This is a genomic window from Burkholderia sp. E168m15 (assembly GCF_016586105.1).
GTDB lineage: Bacteria > Pseudomonadota > Gammaproteobacteria > Burkholderiales > Burkholderiaceae > Burkholderia > Burkholderia orbicola.
Genome location: NZ_BCPO01000076.1, coordinates 39,215 through 59,201 on the forward strand (window position 1 = coordinate 39,215; position 19,987 = coordinate 59,201).

At 70.2% G+C, this 19,987-nt stretch carries 17 protein-coding genes; 11 read left to right on the plus strand and 6 right to left on the minus strand.

The features are described 5' to 3' along the window. Positions 1 to 11 precede the first annotated feature (11 nt). Positions 12 to 1,313 carry a DUF72 domain-containing protein gene (locus JMF86_RS12780; protein ID WP_011694384.1) on the plus strand — a complete coding sequence of 434 codons (1,302 nt, stop codon included), beginning with the start codon at positions 12 to 14 and terminating at the stop codon, positions 1,311 to 1,313. A gap of 25 nt (positions 1,314 to 1,338) precedes the next feature. Here JMF86_RS12780 and msrA read toward each other — a convergent pair whose 3' ends face one another. Then, the gene (gene msrA, locus JMF86_RS12785; RefSeq protein ID WP_011546062.1) at positions 1,339 to 1,899 is read right to left on the minus strand and encodes a peptide-methionine (S)-S-oxide reductase MsrA; all 561 of its coding nucleotides are present in this window, start codon (positions 1,897 to 1,899) and stop codon (positions 1,339 to 1,341) included. Positions 1,900 to 2,464: 565 nt separating this feature from the next. On the opposite strand from msrA, the gene JMF86_RS12790 reads away from it, so the two are divergent. The 3 genes from JMF86_RS12790 (at position 2,465) to JMF86_RS12800 (ending at position 5,323) form a co-directional block, all read left to right on the plus strand. Then, entirely contained in the window at positions 2,465 to 3,871 is a 1,407-nt protein-coding gene (locus JMF86_RS12790; protein ID WP_011546064.1) for a selenium-binding protein SBP56-related protein, read from the plus strand. Next, positions 3,868 to 4,533: a hypothetical protein gene (locus JMF86_RS12795; protein WP_011546065.1), complete on the plus strand. Its 666-nt coding sequence runs from the start codon at positions 3,868 to 3,870 to the stop codon at positions 4,531 to 4,533. The genes JMF86_RS12790 and JMF86_RS12795 overlap by 4 nt, the downstream gene beginning before the upstream one ends. Positions 4,534 to 4,813: 280 nt before the next feature. Continuing rightward, positions 4,814 to 5,323 carry a flavin reductase family protein gene (locus tag JMF86_RS12800; RefSeq protein ID WP_006477993.1) on the plus strand — a complete coding sequence of 170 codons (510 nt, stop codon included), beginning with the start codon at positions 4,814 to 4,816 and terminating at the stop codon, positions 5,321 to 5,323. Here the strand turns inward: JMF86_RS12800 and JMF86_RS12805 are convergent. Beyond that, positions 5,310 to 5,810, minus strand: a complete 501-nt coding sequence (locus JMF86_RS12805; RefSeq protein WP_006477992.1) for an Lrp/AsnC family transcriptional regulator — start codon at positions 5,808 to 5,810, stop codon at positions 5,310 to 5,312. The two genes, JMF86_RS12800 and JMF86_RS12805, sit on opposite strands and share 14 nt — an antisense overlap. Before the next feature lie 129 nt (positions 5,811 to 5,939). Between JMF86_RS12805 and kynB the strand changes: the two genes are divergently transcribed. The 3 genes from kynB (at position 5,940) to kynA (ending at position 8,899) form a co-directional block, all read left to right on the plus strand. Continuing rightward, positions 5,940 to 6,581: an arylformamidase gene (gene kynB, locus JMF86_RS12810; RefSeq protein ID WP_011546066.1), complete on the plus strand. Its 642-nt coding sequence runs from the start codon at positions 5,940 to 5,942 to the stop codon at positions 6,579 to 6,581. 27 nt (positions 6,582 to 6,608) lie between these two features. Beyond that, on the plus strand, positions 6,609 to 7,862 hold the full coding sequence (gene kynU, locus JMF86_RS12815; RefSeq protein ID WP_233629292.1) for a kynureninase: 1,254 nt from the start codon (positions 6,609 to 6,611) through the stop codon (positions 7,860 to 7,862). A 101-nt stretch (positions 7,863 to 7,963) separates the two neighbouring features. Continuing rightward, positions 7,964 to 8,899 carry a tryptophan 2,3-dioxygenase gene (gene kynA / locus JMF86_RS12820; RefSeq protein ID WP_011546068.1) on the plus strand — a complete coding sequence of 312 codons (936 nt, stop codon included), beginning with the start codon at positions 7,964 to 7,966 and terminating at the stop codon, positions 8,897 to 8,899. A 29-nt stretch (positions 8,900 to 8,928) separates the two neighbouring features. On the opposite strand, the gene JMF86_RS12825 is transcribed toward kynA, so the two are convergent. The 4 genes from JMF86_RS12825 to mdlC all read right to left on the minus strand — a co-directional run bounded on the left by JMF86_RS12825 (position 8,929) and on the right by mdlC (position 14,639). Continuing rightward, complete coding sequence (locus JMF86_RS12825; protein WP_011546069.1) at positions 8,929 to 10,332, minus strand: MFS transporter; 1,404 nt, start codon at positions 10,330 to 10,332, stop codon at positions 8,929 to 8,931. A 260-nt stretch (positions 10,333 to 10,592) separates the two neighbouring features. After that, a complete protein-coding gene (locus JMF86_RS12830; RefSeq protein WP_011546070.1) occupies positions 10,593 to 11,537 on the minus strand; it encodes a ketopantoate reductase family protein in 945 nt (314 codons plus the stop codon). A gap of 13 nt (positions 11,538 to 11,550) precedes the next feature. Then, positions 11,551 to 13,002, minus strand: a complete 1,452-nt coding sequence (locus JMF86_RS12835) for an aldehyde dehydrogenase (protein ID WP_011546071.1) — start codon at positions 13,000 to 13,002, stop codon at positions 11,551 to 11,553. A gap of 29 nt (positions 13,003 to 13,031) precedes the next feature. Then, a complete protein-coding gene (gene mdlC, locus JMF86_RS12840; protein ID WP_011694386.1) occupies positions 13,032 to 14,639 on the minus strand; it encodes a benzoylformate decarboxylase in 1,608 nt (535 codons plus the stop codon). A 99-nt stretch (positions 14,640 to 14,738) separates the two neighbouring features. Between mdlC and JMF86_RS12845 the strand changes: the two genes are divergently transcribed. The 4 genes from JMF86_RS12845 (at position 14,739) to JMF86_RS12860 (ending at position 19,881) form a co-directional block, all read left to right on the plus strand. Beyond that, positions 14,739 to 15,650: a LysR family transcriptional regulator gene (locus tag JMF86_RS12845; RefSeq protein WP_011546072.1), complete on the plus strand. Its 912-nt coding sequence runs from the start codon at positions 14,739 to 14,741 to the stop codon at positions 15,648 to 15,650. 173 nt (positions 15,651 to 15,823) lie between these two features. Continuing rightward, positions 15,824 to 17,218, plus strand: a complete 1,395-nt coding sequence (gene dalD / locus JMF86_RS12850) for a D-arabinitol 4-dehydrogenase (RefSeq protein WP_011546073.1) — start codon at positions 15,824 to 15,826, stop codon at positions 17,216 to 17,218. Positions 17,219 to 17,322: 104 nt separating this feature from the next. Continuing rightward, positions 17,323 to 18,804 (plus strand): xylulokinase, encoded by a 1,482-nt coding sequence (gene xylB, locus JMF86_RS12855; RefSeq protein WP_011546074.1) that lies wholly within the window; start codon positions 17,323 to 17,325, stop codon positions 18,802 to 18,804. A gap of 63 nt (positions 18,805 to 18,867) precedes the next feature. Next, complete coding sequence (locus JMF86_RS12860; protein WP_011546075.1) at positions 18,868 to 19,881, plus strand: sugar-binding transcriptional regulator; 1,014 nt, start codon at positions 18,868 to 18,870, stop codon at positions 19,879 to 19,881. Positions 19,882 to 19,987: the final 106 nt, after the last annotated feature.

The window sequence follows — 19,987 nt, forward strand, 5'->3', positions numbered from 1 at the left end:
GCTGGGCATGCATGGGTGACGGCAGGACGCGGCGCAAGGCGCCGCCGCAACGACAGCAGCGCGACGACACCGACGAGTCGCACGCCGACGGGCAATTCGACCTGTTCGGCATGCCGACGGATGCCGCACGCGCATCGCCAGCGGACGACGAGCAACCCGCCAGCCCCGATGAGCACGTGACGCCGGACACGCCGGAAGACGCACGACCGGCACCACCGCCCGCCCGTACGACCTCCCGACCCGCCGACGACGACGAACCTGTCCCGTCGTCCGGCCTGCTGTGGGACGAACCGTCCCCGCCGGTCGCCGCGCCGAAGAAAGGCCGCCGCAAACGCGGCGTGCTTCCCGCGCCGATCTCGGCGGACGTCGCCGCCGCTGCGGCCGGCCTGCCGCCGAACGTACGGCTCGGCACGTCGTCGTGGTACTTCCCCGGCTGGAACGGCATCGTCTACGACGGCGATTTCGCGCAGACGAAGCTGTCGCGCGAAGGGCTCGAAGCGTACGGCGCGCATCCGCTGCTGAGGAGCGTGAGCCTCGACCGGTCGTTCTACGGCCCGCTGTCGGTGGCCGACTACCTGCGCTATGCGCAACAGGTGCCCGACGATTTCCGCTTCGTCGTGAAGGCGCCGGCCGCGGTGACCGACGCGGTGATCCGCGGCCGGCGCGGCGAGCCGTCCGGGCCGAACCCGACTTTCCTCGATGCCCAGCTCGCGACCCGCGAATTCGTCCAGCCGTGCCTCGACGGGCTCGGCCGCAAAGCCGGCGTGCTGGTGTTCCAGTTCTCGCCGCTGCCCGACCAACTGCTCGCTGAACCGGCCGCGCTGATCGACCGGCTCACCGCGTTCTTCGCGGCGCTGCCGTCGCTGCCGCCGGATGCCGACGGCACGCGCTACGCGATCGAGATCCGCGACGCGAGCCTGCTCACGCCGCGCTTCATCCGCGCGCTGGCCGCGCTCGGTGTGCGCTACTGCGTCGGCCTGCACGCGCGGATGCCCGACCCGCTGCGCCAGGCCGCCGCGCTCGCGCTGCTCGACGGCGACGCGCCGGGCCCGCTGATCGTACGCTGGAGCCTGCACGGCGGTTTCAAGTACGAGCAGGCGAAGGCGAAATACGAGCCGTTCGACAAGCTCGTCGACGAAGACCCAGCCACCCGCTCGGCGCTCGCCGAACTGGCCGCGCGCTACGCGCTGGCCGGGCAGCCGGTGATCATCACGATCAACAACAAGGCGGAAGGCTCCGCGCCGCTGTCGTGCATCGCGCTCGCACGCGAAATCGCCGCCGCGTGCGCACAGTGGCGCAACGAGGCGGCGTGACCGCGGTTTCCGCCGCCGCCGACGCTTACGCGCCGCGCAGCGACTTCAGCCGGTGCGAGAACTTCTGCCGGAATTTCGCGAGCTTCGGCCCGATCACGACCGAGCAATAGCCCTGCCCCGGGTTGCGCGCGTAATAGTTCTGATGATAGTCCTCGGCCGGCCAGTAGTTGCCGTCGAGCGGCACGACCTGCGTGACGATCGGCTGGCCGAACACCTGTTCGCGTTCGAGCTCGGCAATCAGGTCGAGCGCCGTGTCGCGCTGCGCATCCGAATGCGTGAACACGACCGACCGGTACTGCGTGCCGACGTCGTTGCCCTGCCGGTTCAGCGTGGTCGGATCGTGCGTCGCGAAGAAGATCTCGAGGATCTCGCGATAGCCGATGCGCGCCGGATCGAACGTCACGTTGACGACTTCCGCGTGGCCGGTGTCGCCTTCGCAGATGTCGCGATAGCCAGGGTTGCGCGTATGGCCGCCCGCATAACCCGACTGGACGGCCGTCACGCCATCGACGTCGAGAAACACGGCCTCCGTGCACCAGAAACACCCGCCTCCGAGCGTCGCGGTTTCAAGCATCTCGTTCCCCATGAAATCAGTCCCTCGTGGATGACGGCAGCCGGCACGCCAGTGCCGGCGCCATCGTTTCGCATCGCCGCTGCCCGCCCCGCGAGGCGGGAGGCAGCGGCACTTCGTCAAGTATCTCACTCGTGCGCACAACTGGCAGATCGGACAGGGCGCCGCACGCGCCCCGCCGCGTGTTTCTCGTCTACACTTAGGCACGCGCAAGCGGCGGCCAACCCGTCGCACCCGCGCAGCGTCCGATGCATGCCCGACCCCGATGCCCACATCATCTGCCGGAACATCGATATGCACGCCTTAACAGACATCGCCCGCGTCGCGGGCCCCGTCGCCGCTACATCCATCGCGCCATCGCGATGGCGCGCGCCCGGTTCACCGAGTGCGCGGCGCGCCAACCTCTCGCCTTTTCCCGCTTTCACGACCTGATGCACGGCATCGCGCGCGTCGCCGACGCGGGCGTCCGCCTGGCCGATCGCCGCGCCGGCATGATGCGCGCCGCGCGGCCACCGCAGTCCGCACGCCCGCAACGAACGGCCGTGCGTCCACGATTCGACACCATTCAGAGGACATCACCATGAGCATGCGGCCCGACCCGACGTTTCACGCTTCGCCCGAGCTTGCGATGCAGGCGCCGGCGGAGGAATTTGCCTATACGTTGTTGCTGAGCCCCGATTTTTCCAGACCCGACGCGCTCGCCGTGATCGACGTGAAGCCCGGCTCGTCGACGTACGGCAAGATCGTGCATACGGTGACGATGCCGAACACCGGCGACGAATTTCATCACTTCGGCTGGAATGCGTGCTCGTCGTCGCTGTCGCCGCTGACCGGCCATGCGTTCCTCGAGCGCCGCTTCCTGATCATCCCAGGCCTGCGCTCGTCGCGCATCTACGTGATCGACACGAAGCCGCACCCGACGCAGGCGCGCATCCACAAGATCATCGAGCCCGACGAGATCTTCGCGAAGACAGGCTATTCGCGGCCGCACACCGTGCATTGCGGGCCCGAGGGCATCTACGTGAGCACGCTGGGCGGCGCGGGCAAGGACGGCACCGACGGCGCGCCCGGCATCTTCATCATGGATTGCGAGACCTTCGACGTGCTCGGCCGCTGGGAGATCGACCGCGGCCCGCAGGACAAGCATTACGACTTCTGGTGGAACCTGCCGCGCGACTACATGGTGTCGAGCGAATGGGCGTTGCCGCCGCAATTCGAGAACGGGATCGTCCCCGAGGATCTGCTCGCGAACAAGTACGGGCACCGGCTGCATTTCTGGGACCTGCGCGCGCGGCGCAACGTGCAGACGATCGATCTCGGCGCGCAGCACCAGATGGCGCTCGAGGTGCGGCCCGCGCACGACCCGGTGCGCGAATACGGGTTCGTCGGCGTCGTGGTCGATACGACCAATCTCGAGGGCTCGATCTGGACCTGGTGGCGCGAAGGCGGCAAGTTCCATGTGAAGAAAACCGCGACGATCCCGGCCGAGCCGGCCACGGCCGACGAGCTGCCGCCGCTGCTGCAAGGATTCGGCGCGGTGCCGCCGCTCGTGACCGACATCGACCTGTCGCTCGACGACCGCTTCCTGTACGTGTCGTGCTGGGGCACCGGCGAGATGCGCCAGTACGACGTGTCGGACCCGCACAACCCGGTGCTCGCGGGGTCGGTGCGCATCGGCGGCATCGCGCGCCGTGCGCCGCACCCGAACGGCCGCACGTTCGCGGGCGGCCCGCAGATGGTCGAGATCAGCCGCGACGGCCGGCGCGTGTACTGGACCAACTCGCTCTATTCGACGTGGGACGACCAGTTCTATCCGGACGGGGTGCCGGCCGCGCAGGTGCTCGCGCACGCGGGGCCGGACGGCGGGCTGACGCTCGCCGACGACTACTGGGTCGAATTCCCCGACGGCTATCGCGCGCACCAGATCCGGCTCGAAGGCGGCGACTGCTCGACCGACTCGTTCTGCTATCCGTCGGTCAAGCGTTGAGCACCAGCCTTCACGCGCCGTTCGCGCTGTGGGCGGCCGTGCTCGCGAGCGGCGTCTATCACGGGCTCAACCCGGCGATGGGCTGGCCGCTCGCGGTATCGAACGCGCTAATGACGCGCCGCGGCAGCGCGCTCGTCGCGGCGCTCGGCTATCTCGCGCTCGGTCATGCGCTGGCCGTCTTCGCGGTGATGCTGCCGTTCGGGCTGCTTGCCGCGCTGCTCGCGTGGCAGACGGCGATCCGGATCGGCGCGAGCGCGCTCGTGATCGGCTTCGGCGCGGTGCTGCTGATCCGGCGCCGGCATCCGCGGGCGCTTGCACGGATCGCGCCGGCGCGGCTCGGCCTGTGGTCGTTCGCGGTCGCGCTCGCGCACGGCGCGGGGCTGATGCTCGTGCCGATCTACCTCGGCCTGTGCGGGCTCGACCGGGATGCCGGCCACCGCGCGGCGGCGCTGCTCGTCGATGCGCATCTCGGCATGGCGCTTGTCGTCGCGGCCGTGCATGCAGCCGCGATGATCGCCGCCGGCGGCGGGCTCGCGTGGCTCGTGTACCGCTATCTCGGGCTGAAGTTCGTGGCGCGGAGCTGGTTCAATCTCGATGCGGTGTGGGCGTCGAGCCTGATCGTGACGGGAGCGCTGTCGCTCGGGCTGGCGGCGGCGCGATAGTGCGGGCAGCGAGGACCCGTTCGCGCAACGCGGCACCGAATGGAATGGCCGCACCGTTAAAAAACGTGACGGAACGGCGCTGCCGGCTGCGCGCCGCAGTGTTCGCTACGTCACCCTGCCGTCGCGATGCGCCGCCCGACCGGGTCCGGCGGCCCCGATTCCGCTAAAATCGGGCCATGCGCACCCCTTCCCAATCGACCGCGTTGTCATTTTTCGTCCGCCGCGCCCGTCACGCCCGTGTCGTGTCGCGCCCGCCCGTCCCGTTCCGGATGGCTGCCCGATGAGCCACGCCAATCCGCCGGATTTCGACGCGGCCGCCTTCCGGCAGGCACTCGGCCAGTTCGCGACGGGCGTGACGGTGATCACGACGCGCGCGCCGTCCGGCCAGCTGATCGGCATCACCGCCAGCTCGTTCAATTCGGTGTCGCTCGATCCGCCGCTCGTGCTGTGGAGCCTCGCGCACAAATCGGCGTCGACGCCGGTGTTCCGCGGCAACAGCCATTACGTGGTGAACGTGCTCGCGGCGTCGCAACTCGACCTGTGCAAGCGCTTCTCGACCTACAAGGGCGATCGTTTCGAAGGGATCGCGCACGCGGCCGGCAACTCGGGAATGCCGGTGCTCGACGGCGCGCTCGCGTGGTTCGAATGCCACAACCGCAGCCGCTACGACGAAGGCGACCACGTGATCTTCGTCGGCGAAGTGGAACGCTGCGGCGTGCGCGCGGTATCGGAAACGGCCCCGCCGCTCGTGTTCCACGGCGGCGGCTTCCACGGCCTCACACCGCTTTGATCGCCCCCGTGCGCGCCAGTCCGACCGGCGCGCCGGCTTCGTCCTTCAGCGTCTGCAGCACGATGTTCGACCGGATGTCCATCACGCCCGGCGCCTTGTAGAGGCGGTTCAGCACGAAATCCGAATAGTGCTTGAGGTTGTGCGCGAGCACGCGCAGCAGATAGTGGCTCTCGCCCGTCACGACGAACGCGCCGACCACCTCCGGCCATTCGCGCAGCGCTTCCGCGAAGCGCTCGTGCCATTGATTCTCTTCGTTGCGCATCGACACCTGCACGAACGCCTCGAGCTCGAAGCCGAGCTTCTCGCGGCTCAGGCACGCGCGATAGTGCTCGATCACGCCCTGCTCCTCGAGCAGGCGCATGCGACGCAGGCAGGCGGATGGCGAAAGCGAGATGCGTTCGGCCAGGTCGAGATTGCTGATTCTGCCCTCCTCCTGCAGTACCGCCAGAATCCGGCAGTCGGTGGCATCGAGCGTGATCGCGTGCATTTTTGGTCCCCGTTTTCCCTCTGAGTCGAATTATCTGCCAATCCGGCGGATTGTCCATGTTTATTTCGCAAGCACTTTCTGCGAGCGTCCACCTATCATTCGAAGGATCGACTCACGCTTCGTCATGCCATGGACACACTCTGGGACATCTCGCCGCCGGTCAGCCCCGCCACCCCCGTGTGGCCGGGCGATACGCCAGTTGCCGTCGAACGCGTATGGCGGATGGAGGCCGGTTCGCCGGTCAACGTCGCGCGCCTGACGCTGTCGCCGCACACGGGCGCGCACTGCGACGCGCCGCTGCACTACGATGCCGACGGCGCGCCGATCGGCGCGGTGCCGCTCGATACCTATCTCGGCCCGTGCCGCGTGATTCATTGCATCGGCGCGTCGCCGGTCGTGCGGCCGGCCGATGTGGAAGCCGCGCTCGACGGCGTACCGCCGCGCGTGCTGCTGCGCACGTATGCGCGCGCCGCGGTCGAACAATGGGACAGCAATTTCTGCGCGGTCGCACCCGATACCGTCGACCTGCTCGCCGCGCACGGTGTGAAGCTGATCGGCATCGATACGCCGTCGCTCGACCCGCAGGAATCGAAGACGATGGACGCGCATCACCGCGTGCGCGCGCACCGGATGGCGATCCTCGAAGGCATCGTGCTCGACGACGTGCCGCCCGGCGACTACGAATTGATCGCGCTGCCGCTCAAATTCGCGACACTCGACGCGAGCCCCGTGCGCGCGGTGCTGCGCGCGCTGCCCGCGCACGCTTCCTGATTACCCGACCTACGACCCCACATCATGATGATCAAGACCCGTGAAGATGCGCTCGCGCTCGACCGCGACGACCCGCTGGCCCCGCTGCGCGACCAGTTCGCGCTGCCCGACGGCGTGATCTACCTCGACGGCAACTCGCTCGGCGCGCAGCCGCGCGCATCGGCCGCCCGCGCGCAGCAGGTGATCGGCGCCGAGTGGGGCGAAGGCCTGATCCGCAGCTGGAACACCGCCGGCTGGTTCGCGCTGCCGCGCCGCCTCGGCGACAAGCTTGCGACGCTGATCGGCGGCGCGCCCGGCGAAACGGTCGTGACCGACACCATCTCGATCAACCTGTTCAAGCTGCTGTCGGCGATGCTGCGCCACCAGGCGGAGCGCGCGCCCGAGCGCCGGGTGATCGTGTCGGAGCGCTCGAATTTCCCGACCGACCTGTATATCGCGCAGGGGCTGATCGAGCAGCTCGGCGGCGGCTACGAGCTGCGCCTGATCGACGATCCGGCCGACCTGCCCGGCGCGCTCGGCGCGGACACGGCCGTCGCGATGATCACGCACGTGAACTACCGCACCGGCTACATGCACGACATGCCGGCCGTCACGCAGCTGGTGCACGACGCCGGCGCGCTGATGCTGTGGGATCTCGCGCACTCGGCCGGCGCGGTGCCGGTCGACCTGAACGGCGCGCGCGCGGACGGCGCGGTCGGCTGCACGTACAAGTACCTGAACGGCGGCCCCGGCTCGCCCGCGTTCGTGTGGGTGCCGCAACGCCATCTCGCGCATTTCTCGCAGCCGCTGTCCGGCTGGTGGGGCCACCGCGCGCCGTTCGCGATGCAGCCGGGCTTCGCGCCCGATCCGGGCATCGCGCGCTTCCTGTGCGGCACGCAGCCGATCGTGTCGATGTCGATGGTCGAATGCGGGCTCGACGTGTTCCTGCAGACCGACATGGACGCGATCCGCCGCAAGTCGCTCGCGCTGACCGACGCGTTCATCGCGCTCGTCGAAGCGCGCTGCGCGGGCCTGTCGCTGAAGCTCGTCACGCCGCGCGCGCATCACCAGCGCGGCTCGCAGGCGAGCTTCGAGCATCCGCACGGCTACGAAGTGATGCAGGCGCTGATCGCGCGCGGCGTGATTGGCGACTACCGCGAGCCGTACGTGCTGCGCTTCGGCTTCACGCCGCTCTATACGCGCTTCGCCGACGTGTGGGATGCGGTCGAGACGCTGCGCGACATCCTCGCCACCGACGCGTGGAAGGCACCCGAGTTCGCCGAACGCGGCGCGGTGACCTGACCGGTTTTGCGCGGCGCGCCGCCGTTGCATGCCGCAGCTGCATGCGAAGCGCGCCACGCGTTCGTCATTCAAATCTGGAGATAGTCGTGAATTCTGGTCATATGCAGCCCCCCGGCGGCGACGCGCCGGCAGGCTGCCCGTTCTCGGGCGCACGCGCCGCACAACCGGCGCAAGCCCCGCACGAAGCCCCGCACGTGCCGGGCGAGGCCGACGCTCAAGCCGGCTGGCACAACGCGCAGCTCGATTTCTCGAAGTCGATGAGCTACGGCGACTACCTGTCGCTGAATTCGATCCTCGACGCGCAGCATCCGCTGTCGCCCGATCACAACGAGATGCTGTTCATCATCCAGCATCAGACGAGCGAGCTGTGGATGAAGCTTGCGCTGTTCGAATTGCGCGGCGCGCTCGATGCGGTGCGCACCGACGCGCTGCCGCCGGCGTTCAAGATGCTCGCACGCGTGTCGCGCATCCTCGAGCAACTGGTGCAGGCGTGGAACGTGCTGTCGACGATGACGCCGTCCGAGTATTCGGCGATGCGCCCGTACCTCGGCCAGTCGTCCGGCTTCCAGTCGTACCAGTATCGTCAGCTCGAATTCCTGCTCGGCAACAAGAACGCGCAGATGCTGCAGCCGCATGCGCACCGGCCCGACATCCTCGAACAGGTGCGCGCGACGCTCGAGGCGCCGTCGTTCTACGATGAAGTCGTGCGACTGCTCGCGCGGCGCGGCTTCCCGATCGCGGCAGAGCGGCTGGAGCGCGACTGGACCCAGCCGACGCGGCACGACGAGACGGTCGAGGCCGCGTGGCTCGAGGTCTATCGTCATCCGCAGCAGCACTGGGAGCTGTACGAGATGGCCGAGGAACTCGTCGATCTCGAGGATGCGTTCCGCCAGTGGCGCTTCCGTCACGTGACGACGGTCGAGCGCATCATCGGCTTCAAGCAGGGCACCGGCGGCACGAGCGGCGCGCCGTACCTGCGCAAGATGCTCGACGTCGTGCTATTCCCCGAGCTCTGGCACGTGCGCACCACGCTGTAACGCACGCCACGCGCCCGCCGTCACGACGATCACGACGACGTGCGGGCGAGCGCCTCCCCTTCGCGCGGCTGCGCCGCCGCGCGCGACAGCCGCGGAATGTGCCGCCGCATCGCGAGCAGCGCGATGCACACCACCCCCATCGCGACGGCCAGCATCGTCAGGTACGCACCCGCGCCGCCCGCCGTGATCACGATCGCGCCCGCGAACGCGCTGAGGATCGCGCCGAGCCGACCGAACGCGAGCGCACTCGCGGTGCCCGTCGCGCGCACGGCCGTCGGATAGATGTACGCGCACAGCGCATACATCGTCGACTGCACCGCGTTGACGAACAACCCGTGCAGACCGAGCCCGACGATCAGCCAGCCGGTATGGCGGCTGGCATCGACGCCCATCAGCCATACCGCGCTCGCCGCGCCGCCGATGCTGCACAGCGCGAGCGGCCAGCGTGACCCCGCATGCGCGATCGCCCATGCGCACAGCAGCGCACCGATCACGCCGCCGAGGTTGTACGCGGTGAGGCCCGAGCCCGCGACCGACACGCTCAACCCGCTCGCCGCGAGCATCGTCGGCAACCAGCTGAACGCCGCGTACACGGCGAGCAGGCACATGAAGAACGCGCACCACAGCGCGATCGTGTCGCGCGCCTGGCCGCTCGCGAACAGCGCGCCGAAGCCGCCGCGGCTGCCCGGCGCACGGGCGTCCTTCGTATCGGTGAACACGGTGCCCGGTGCGACCGGCCGCTGCATCCGCGCGAGCAGCGCGCCGAGTTCCGGCCAGCGTGCGGGGCGCCGCGCGAGATAGCGCGGCGATTCGGGCAACGCGCGCACCAGCACGAAGCCGAGCACGAGCGGCAACGCGCCGCCCGCGAAGAACAGCCCGCGCCAGCCGTAGCGCGGCAGCACCTCGTGCGCGAACAGGCCGGCCAGCATCCCGCCGAGCGGCACGCAGACGATCGTCGCGGTCACCATCATCGTGCGGCGCCGCGCGGGCGTGTATTCGGCGGTCATCGTCGTGGCCGTCGGCAGCGCGCCGCCGATCCCGAGCCCCGCGCAAAAACGCAGCATCGCGATCGTCGCGACGTCGGGCGCGAACCCGATCGCGCAGGTCGCGATGCCGAACAGGAACACGCTGCCGATCACGGCCTGGCGGCGGCCGTAGCGGTCCGCAACGATCCCCGCGCAGGCGCTGCCGATACCCATCCCGACCAGTCCCGCCGCGACGGCCGGCGCGAACGCACCGCGCGTGATGCCCCACTCGCGGATCAGCACCGGAATCGCGAAACCGATCAACTGGCCGTCAAAGCCGTCGAGCACGATCGCGAGCGCGGCGAGCAGCACCACGCAGCGCTGCATCAGCGTGAACGGGCCGTCGTCGAGCGTCGTGCCGATGTCGATCGACGACGGCCGTTCATTCAGTGCGTCGGGCGTGCTCATGCGGCCTCCGATGCACCGCGCGGCGGCGGCAAGATGCGCGAACGGTGCGCGACAAGACAACGGCATTCAATGGTTTTCATGGCGTCTCCGGTTGTCCGGGCTGGCGCGCGCACGCGTGCCCGAATCTCATGCTGTGCAGTCGAGCGGCGCCCATCGATCGGCGCCGGTGTCTCGTCCCACCCTTCACGATCCGGCGCCATCGCCCCGCGGGCGCGGCATCCGTATCGTCATGCGGCGCCAGCCGGCCGCTGGCCTGTTGCTCAATTCGTCCGTGCGTCGATCAAGCGGACCAGCGCGAGCAGCGTCTCCGCATGCGGCACCGCGACGCCCGCTTCACGCGCGGCCGCGACGACCTTGCCGCTGATCGCATCGATTTCGGTGCGACGGCCCGCGAGCACGTCCTGCAGCATCGACGGGCGATGGCCGCGATGGTCGCGGATCGCATGCTCGACGTTGCGCGCGATGCGCTCGCCGTCGACCGCGATGCCCTTCGCGCGCGCGACGGCGGCCGTCTCGGCCGCGATCGCGAGCGCGAGCCGCGGCCCGTCGTGATGATGGCCGAGCTGGTCGACGGTGCAGCCCGTCGTCGCGCACAGCGTGTTGAGCGCCGCGTTGAACGCGACCTTCTCCCAGATCGCGGCCCATACGTCGGCGTCGAGCGTGCACGCGAGCCCCGCGCGCGACAGCGTGTCGGCTACGGCTGTCGCAAAGGGACGTACCGCGCCGTCGGCCGTCATCATCCGGATCGTGCCGGCGCCGTGCGAGCGCACGTGCGCAGGGCCGGCCGCATCGGCCGGCCACGTCGTCACGCCGACCAGGATGCGCTCGAGCGGCACGAACGCGTTCAGCGTCTCGACGTTGCCGAGCCCGTTCTGCAGCGTCAGCACGAACGTGTCCGAGCTCAGCAGCGCCCGCACGCCGTCGAGCGCCGCCCGCGTATGCAGCGATTTCGTGAAAACGATCAGCAGGTCGAACGGTGTGTCGAGTGCTGCGGCCGCGTGCGCATTCGCGGCTTCCGGCCGCACGGCCTGCAGCGTGCGAACGCGCCGGTCGCCGCGGTCGTCGTCGATGCGCAGCCCGTCGCGGCCGATCGCATCGAGATGCGCATCGTTCACGTCGATCAGCGTGACGGCTTCGCCGCTTTCGGCGAGCCGCCCGCCAAACAGCGAGCCCATCGCGCCCGCGCCCAGAATTGCAATTCTCATCGTCGGCGCCTCGTCAGAACGGATAGTGGCGCGGGGCCGTCTGCACGGTGATCCAGCGCAGGTCGGTGAACGCGGCGATGCCGGCCTTGCCGCCGAAGTGGCCGAAGCCGCTGTCCTTCACGCCGCCGAACGGCATCTGCGCCTCGTCGTGCACGGTCGGGCCGTTCACGTGACAGATGCCCGCCTCGATGCGCGCCGCGACGCGCAGCGCCCGCGCGACGTCGCGACTGAACACGGCCGACGCCAGCCCGAACGCGTTGTCGTTCGCGCAGCGGATCGCGGCCTCCTCGCCGTCGACGCGCACGATCCCCTTCACCGGGCCGAACGACTCTTCCGCGTAGATGCGCATCGCCGGCGTCACGTGGTCGAGCAGCGTCGCGGGAAACAGCGTGCTGTCGGCCCGGCCGCCGCACCGCAGCGTCGCGCCGTGCGCGAGCGCATCATCGATCAGCGCGTTGCAGCGCTCGACGGCCCTCGTGTCGATCAGCGAACCGAGCACGACGGGCCCGTGGCGCGGATCGCCGAGCGGCAGCGACGCGGCCTTGTCGACGAGCTTCGCGACGAACGCATCGGCGATCGAGGCGTCGACGACGATGCGCTCGGTCGACATGCAGATCTGCCCGGAATTCGCGAATGCGCCGAATGCAGCCGCGGCGACCGCCGCGTCGAGATCGGCATCGGCGAGCACGACGAACGGCGCCTTGCCGCCGAGTTCCAGCACCGACGGCTTCAGGTGACGCGCGCACGCTTCGGCGACGATCCGCCCGACCCGCGTCGAGCCGGTGAAATTCACGCGGCGCACGGCCGGATGCGCGATCAGGGCGTCGACGACGGCGCCCGCATCGTCGGGCGCATTCGTCACGAAATTGACGACGCCCGGCGGCAGTCCGGCCTCCTGCAGCGCCTCGACGACCAGCCCGTGCGTGACCGGGCACAGTTCCGAGCCCTTCAGCACGACCGTGTTGCCACACGCGAGCGGCAGCGCGAGCGCGCGCGTCGCGAGAATCACCGGCGCATTCCACGGCGCGATGCCGAGCACGACGCCGGCCGGCTGCCGCACGCCCATCGCGAGCGAGCCCGGCACGTCGGACGGAATCAGCTCGCCGCCGACCTGCGTGGTCAACGACGCGGCCTCGACGAGCCCGCTCGCCGCGAGCTGCACGTTGAAGCCGGCCCACAGCGCGGACGCGCCCGTCTCGGCCGCCATCGCGGCGACGAACTGCTCGTGCTTCGCTTCGAGCGCGGCGGCCGCCTTCAGCAGCAACGCGCGCCGCGCGCCGGGGCCGAGCGCAGCCCAGTCGGGAAACGCGCGGGCAGCCGCATCGGCCGCCGCGCGCGCATCGTCGACGGTGCACGCGGGCGCTTCGGACGCGACTTCGCCGTCGAGCGGGTTGCGGCGCACGAAGGTCGCGCCGCCGGACGAGTGGCGGCGTTCGCCGCCGATCAGCATCGCTACGGTTTGCATGGAATCTCCGGAAAGACGCGCGCGGCGCGTCACGCAATCTCGACTTCGACGACGACCGGCGTCGCCGCGCGCAGCGCGTCGGTCAGCGCGTCGCGCAGCCTCGCCGCTTCGGCGACGCGCACGCCGCGACAGCCCATCCCTTGCGCGAGCGCGACGAAATCCAGGTCGGGCAGATCGGTGCCTTGCACCGGGTCGCCGGGGCCGAAGCCGAACACGGGCGCGAAATCCTGCAGCGCCGCGTAACGCCGGTTGTTCAGGATCACGAACGTGATCGGCAGCTTCAACTGCGCGGCGCTCCACAGCGCCTGGATCGAATACAGGCTCGAGCCGTCGCCGATCAGCGCGATCACGCGTCGGCCCGGCTGCGCGAGCGCGACGCCGACGGCGGCCGGCATCCCGTAGCCCAGCCCGCCGCTGTCCATCGTGTAGAACGTGCCGCTGCGCGTGAACGGCAGATGTTCCTGCATCACCGGCCGCGCGCTCGGCGCCTCCTCGACGACGATGTCGTGCGCGTCGCGCACGTCGGCGAGCGTCTGCAGCGCGAACGCGACCGACATGCGTTCGCCGGCAGCAGGCGCGTCGACGCGCAGCCGCGGCGCGCGCGGCGCGGGCATCGGCCGCTCGGGCGGCGCGGGCCGCGCCAGCAGATCGCGCGCGGCGAGCCGCAAATTGCCGACCACCGCGTCGCCCGACGGCGTCCACGCGGCGACGCCCGGATCGTCGACGAGCTGCACGAGCGTCGCGCCCGGCGGCACGTGCGGGCCGAAGCCCTCGATGTGATAGGTGAACGCAGGCGCGCCGAACGCGAACACGAGATCGTGCCCGTCGAGCCGCGCGACGATCTTCTCGCGGATCGCGGGCAGGAAGCCGGCGAACAGCGGATGATCCTCCGGAAAACTGCAGCGCCCCGACATCGGCGCGACGTACACGCGCGCACGGTGCCGCTCGGCGACGCGCACGACGTCGTCCCACGCGCCCGCGCGATCGACGGCCGCGCCGACCACGAACGCCGGGCGGCGCGCCGCGTCGAGCGCGTCGCCAAGTCGCGCAAGCGCGTCGGGATCGGGCCGCACGATGCTGCTCACGTCACGGCGCGGCAGCAATTCGGCCGGCTGATCCCAGTCGTCGACCGGAATCGACACGAACACGGGGCCGCGCGGCTCCTGCATCGCGATGCGGTACGCCCGCGCGATCGCGGCCGGCACGTCCTGCGCGCGCGCCGGCTCGATGCTCCATTTCACGTACGGCTTCGGCAGCTCGGCGGCCTGCGTCGCGCCGAGGAACGGATCGAACGGCAGAATCGCGCGCGCCTGCTGGCCCGCGGTGACGATCAGCGGCGAGCGGTTCTTGAACGCGGTGAAGAGATTGCCCATCGCGTTGCCGACGCCCGCCGCCGAATGCAGGTTCACGACCGCCGCATTGCCGGTGGCCTGCGCGTGACCGTCGGCCATCCCGACCACGACGGCCTCCTGCAGGCCGAGCACGTAGCGGAAATCGGCGGGGAAGTCGCGGAACATCGGCAGCTCGGTCGAGCCGGGGTTGCCGAACACGCGGTCGATGCCGAACTGGCGGAACAGGTCGATCACGGCGTCGCGGACCGTGACGGGTGCGGCGGATTGGGACGGGGTGCCGGACATGCTCGGGCGTCTCCTCGATGGCTTGGCGGTTTCCACAGTATCGAAGCGCAAGCCATTCACGGATACTGTATTTTTTGCGCAAAGCCATTACGTTCCAGCATGACTTTCGATCTCCGACAGTTGCGTGCGTTCACCACGATCGTCGCGTGCGGCAGCCTCGGCCGCGCGGCCGACGCGCTGCACGTCACGCAGCCGGCGCTGAGCCGGATCCTGAAGCGGCTCGAGGATCAGGTCGGCGCGCCGCTGTTCGAACGCCATTCGAAGGGCGTGCAGCTCACCGCGTTCGGCGAAGCGTTGCTGCCGCACGCGACGCTGCTGCAGCACGAGGCCGAGCATGCGCGCGAGGAACTGGACGCGATGCGCGGGCTCGCGAAGGGCACGATCAAGGTCGGCACGGTGGGCAGCATCGCGAGCCTCGTGTTGCCGGTCGCGGTCGGCCGCGTGCTCGATCGCTGGCCGAACCTGCGCGTCGAAATCATCGAAGGCGTGTGGGACCGGCTCGCGGAAGGGCTGATCAAGCACGAGATCGATCTTGCGCTGTCCGCGCACGGGCCCGATACCGACGAGATCGTCGCGATTCCCGAGTGCCGCTGGGAAGACCGCAGCCATATCGTTGCGGCGCCGCACCATCCGCTGCGCGTGCTCGGCCGCCCGCCGACGCTCGCCGATACGCTGCACGCACGCTGGGCGATTCCGCCGCGCGGCACCGCGCCGTTCGACCACATGCGCGCGACCTTCGACGCACACGGGCTGCCGTTGCCCGACATCGCGGTCGAGACGCGCTCGGTCACGACGCTGAAAAGCCTGGTCGCGCATGCGGGATTCCTCTGCTGGATGGCCGAACCGATGTACGGGGCGGAACGACGCGCCGGCACGATCGACACGCTGCCCGTGCGCGAAGTCGTCGCAGTGCGCACGCTCACCGCGTTCCGGCGCCGTCACGGCATCCTCCCCGGGCCGACCGGCAAGCTGCTCGACGAACTCGTCGCACTCACGCGCGAAGGGCGCTGACGCCCTTTTCCAGCGGCTCCCCGCGCCCGCCCTGCCCGCACGGCGCCGCAGCGCACCATCGAAATGCCGTGTCCCCGCCTTGACTTTCGTCCGCCTGAATACGATCATTCGCTCACACAAAGAGCAAAAGATCGTATTCGGCAGGATAGACAGGCTGGAACAGGAGACACCGGATGAGCGAATCGCCCGCCGCCCACGCGCCCGTGCTGCTGCACATCGGCGCGGGCTCGTTTCACCGCGCGCACCAGGCGTGGTATCTGCATCGCGTGAACGCGGCCGTGCCGGCCGACGAACGCTGGTCGCTAACCGTCGGCAACATCCGCGACGACATGCGCGCGACGATGGACGCGCTCGCCGCGCAGCACGGTGCGTACACGCTCGAAACCGTCACGCCGCAAGGCGAGCGCGCGTACGAGACGATCCGTGCGATCACGCGCGTGCTGCCGTGGTCGATCGACCTCGCCGCGCTGATCGACGCCGGCGCCGATCCGGCCTGCCGGATCGTGTCGTTCACCGTCACCGAAGGCGGCTACTACCTCGACGAACACAACCGGCTCGACATCGCGAACGCCGATCTCGCCGCCGACCTGCAGGGCGCACGCACGACGCTGTACGGCGCGCTCGCCGCGCTGCTCGCCGAACGCGTGAAGCGCGGCGCGGGGCCGCTCACGCTGCAAAGCTGCGACAACCTGCGCAACAACGGCGCACGGTTTCGCGCGGGGATGCGCGAATTCCTCGAACGGCGCGGCGAAGGCGGCCTGCTCGCATGGTTCGATGCGCACGTCGCGACGCCCAGCGCGATGGTCGACCGCATCACGCCGCGCCCGACCGCCGACGTGCGCGAGCGCGTCCTCGCGGCCACCGGCATCGACGACGCGTGCCCGGTGATGGGCGAATCGTTCATCCAGTGGGTGATCGAGGACCGCTTCGCGGCCGGTCGCCCGCGCTGGGAGCTGGCCGGCGCCGAACTCGTCGACGACGTGCATCCGTACGAGGAAGCGAAGATCCGCATCCTCAACGCGACGCACAGCTGCATCGCATGGGCCGGCACGCTCGCGGGCCATACCTACATCCACGAAGGCACGCACGACCCGGCGATCCGCCGCTTCGCGCACGACTACGTGACGCAGGACGTGATCCCGTGCCTCACGCCGAGCCCGCTCGATCTCGCACGCTATCGCGACGTCGTGCTGGAGCGCTTCGGCAATCCGTACGTGCTCGACACGAACCAGCGGGTCGCGGCCGACGGTTTCTCGAAGATCCCCGGCTTCATCGCGCCGACGCTCGTCGAATCGTTCGCTCGCGGCGCGGCACCCGTCGCCACCGCCGTGCTGCCCGCGCTGTTCCTGCGCTTTCTCGAACGCTGGGCGCGCGGCACGCTGCCATATGCGTACCAGGACGGCGTGATGGACGACGGCAGCGCACGCGCGATCGTCGAAGCCGACGACCCGGTCGTCGCGTTGTGCGCGAGCCGCGCCTTGTGGGGCTCGCTCGCCGGCAACGCGGCGCTGTTCGACGCGCTGCGCGCCGGGCTCGCGCGCGTCGACGCCTGGCTCACCGCCCGCTGATGACCCGCGCGCGGCGCCCGGCCGCGCAGCCGGGCGAACCCGCTTGGCACAGGCCGTGCGGCACGGCTAAAGTAGCGGCTCCTCACTGACCGAACGGATCGCTCATGTATCTCGGCATCGACCTCGGCACCTCCGAAGTGAAGGTGCTGCTGCTCGCCCCGGACGGCGCGGTCGTCGGCACCGCCGGCTCGCCGTTCAGCGTGTCGCGGCCGCATCCGCGCTGGGCGGAACAGCATCCGGACGACTGGTGGCAAGGCACGCTCGCCGCGCTCGCGGCGCTGCGCGAACGGCACCCGCAGGCGTTCGCGCAGGTGCGCGGCATCGGCCTGTCGGGCCAGATGCACGGCGCGGTGCTGCTCGGCCGCGACGATCGCGTGCTGCGCCCCGCGATCCTGTGGAACGACATGCGCAGCGCCGACGAATGCGCGCTGCTCACCGAACGCGCCCCCGATCTCCATGCGCTGGCCGGCAACCTCGCGATGCCCGGCTTCACCGCGCCGAAACTGCTGTGGGTCGCGAAGCACGAACCCGACGTGTTCGCGGCGACCGCGTGCGTGCTGATGCCGAAGGACTACCTGCGCTTCCGGCTGACCGGCGCGAAAGTGTCCGATCCGTCGGACGCGGCCGGCACGCTGTGGCTCGACGTCGCGCGCCGCGACTGGTCCGATGCGCTGCTCGCCGCGTGCGGGATGACGCGCGGGCAGATGCCGCGCATCGTCGAGGGCAATGCGCCATCCGGCACGCTGCGTGCGGACGTCGCACGCGAGTTGGGGTTGTCCGAGGCCGTGCTGGTCGCGGGCGGCGGCGGCGACAACGCGACGAGCGCGCTCGGCATCGGCGCGATCCACGCGGGCGACGGCTTCGTGTCGCTTGGCACGTCCGGCGTGCTGAGCGTGGTCGGCGACCGCTTCATGCCGAATCCCGCGTCGGCCGTGCATGCGTTCTGCCATGCGATTCCCGATCGCTGGCAACTGATGAGCGTCGTGCTGTCGGCCGCGAGTTGCCTGCGCTGGGTCTGCAAGCTGACCGGCACCGACGAGCCTGCGCTGCTCGCCGAAGTCGAGGCGCTCGACCCCGACGCGCTCGCCGCCGCCCCGCTGTTCCTGCCCTACCTGTCGGGCGAGCGCACGCCGCACAACGATCCGTACGCGCAGGGCGTGTTCTTCGGGATGACGCACGCGACCGACCGCGCGCACCTCGGCTATGCGGTACTCGAAGGCGTGACGCTGGGCCTCGCCGACGGCCTCGACGCGCTGCACGCGGCCGGCGTCGAGACCGACCAGTTGTCGCTGATCGGCGGCGGCGCGCGCAGCGCGTTCTGGGCGCAACTGATCGCGGACGCGCTGAACGTGCGCACGCGTCAGCACGGCGGCGGCGAAACCGGCGCGGCGCTCGGCGCGGCACGGCTCGGCTGGCTGGCCGTCGGCGGCGATCCGCAGACGGTGCTGACCAAACCGCCGGTGCGCGCCGAATACGCACCGGACGCCGCCCGCCATGCGCGGCTGCGCGAACGCCTCGATGCGTTCCGCACGCTGTACCGTCACGTGCGGCCGCTGTACGAACCGTCGCGCGCACGGCTCGCGTAGGCGCCGCGCTTACGCGACCGGCCGCCGGCCGTGCGCGCGACATGCGTTACAGTGGATGCCGTCATGCGGCCCGCCGGCCGGCCCGCGGGGCGGCCCCCAGATCCGAACCGAATCGCTATCGTGTCCAAGTCCTCAGAAAAACTCGATCTCGCCACGCGCGCCGCGTGGCTCTACTACGTCGCGGGCGACACGCAGAACGAAATCGCCGAAAAACTGCAGGTGTCGCGCCCCGTCGCGCAGCGCCTCGTCGCGTTCGCGGTCGAGAAGAACCTGATCCGCGTGCGCGTCGACCATCGACTCGCCGACTGCCTCGATCTCGGCGCGCAGCTGTCGAAACGCTACGGCCTCGCGATGTGCGAGGTCGTGCCCGTCGACGCCGATGCGCCCGACGCGATCGACCGCAAGCTCGCGGTCGCCGGCGCGCAGGTGATGGAGCGCTACCTGAACGAAACACGGCCGATGGTGATCGCGGTCAGCAGCGGCCGGACGCTGAAGGCCGCGGTCGCGCAGATCGCGCAGATCGACCGCCCGCAGCACCGGCTCGTGTCGATGGTCGGCGCGATCGCGGCCGACGGCTCGTCGAACCGCTACGACGTCGCGCAGTACATCTCCGAGAAAACCGGCAGCAAGCACTTCCTGCTGCCCGCGCCGCTGTTCGCGGATAGCGACGCCGAGCGCGCGCAGTGGTGCAATCACCGGCTGTACCGGATCGTCGAGGCGCTGTCGGGCGAGGCCGACGTCGCGTTCGTCGGGATCGGCAACATCGGCCCGCACTGCCCGCTCTACGAAGACGGCTTCATCACCGAACAGGAGCGCGACGAGATGACCGCGCTCGGCGCGGTGGCCGAACTGCTCGGCGTGCCGATCGACGCGCAGGGCACGCAGATCACCGTGTCGACCAGCGCGCGCGTGACGAGCGTCGCGCTCGCCACGCCGCCGAAGCTGCCGACGATCGCGTTCGCCGGCGGCCCGAAGAAACACGACGCGGTGATTGCCGCGCTGCGCGGCGGCTGGCTGTCGGGGCTCGTCACCGACGAAGCCTGCGCGCGCGCCGCGCTCGCCGCGAAGGCGGCCTGACGCGGCCGTCGCCCGCACGGGTTCAGGCCGCGCGCGGCGCCGGAAACGCATGGCGGCGTGCGCGCCACGCGCCGACCCACGCCAGCGCCAGCAGCGCGACGAGCAC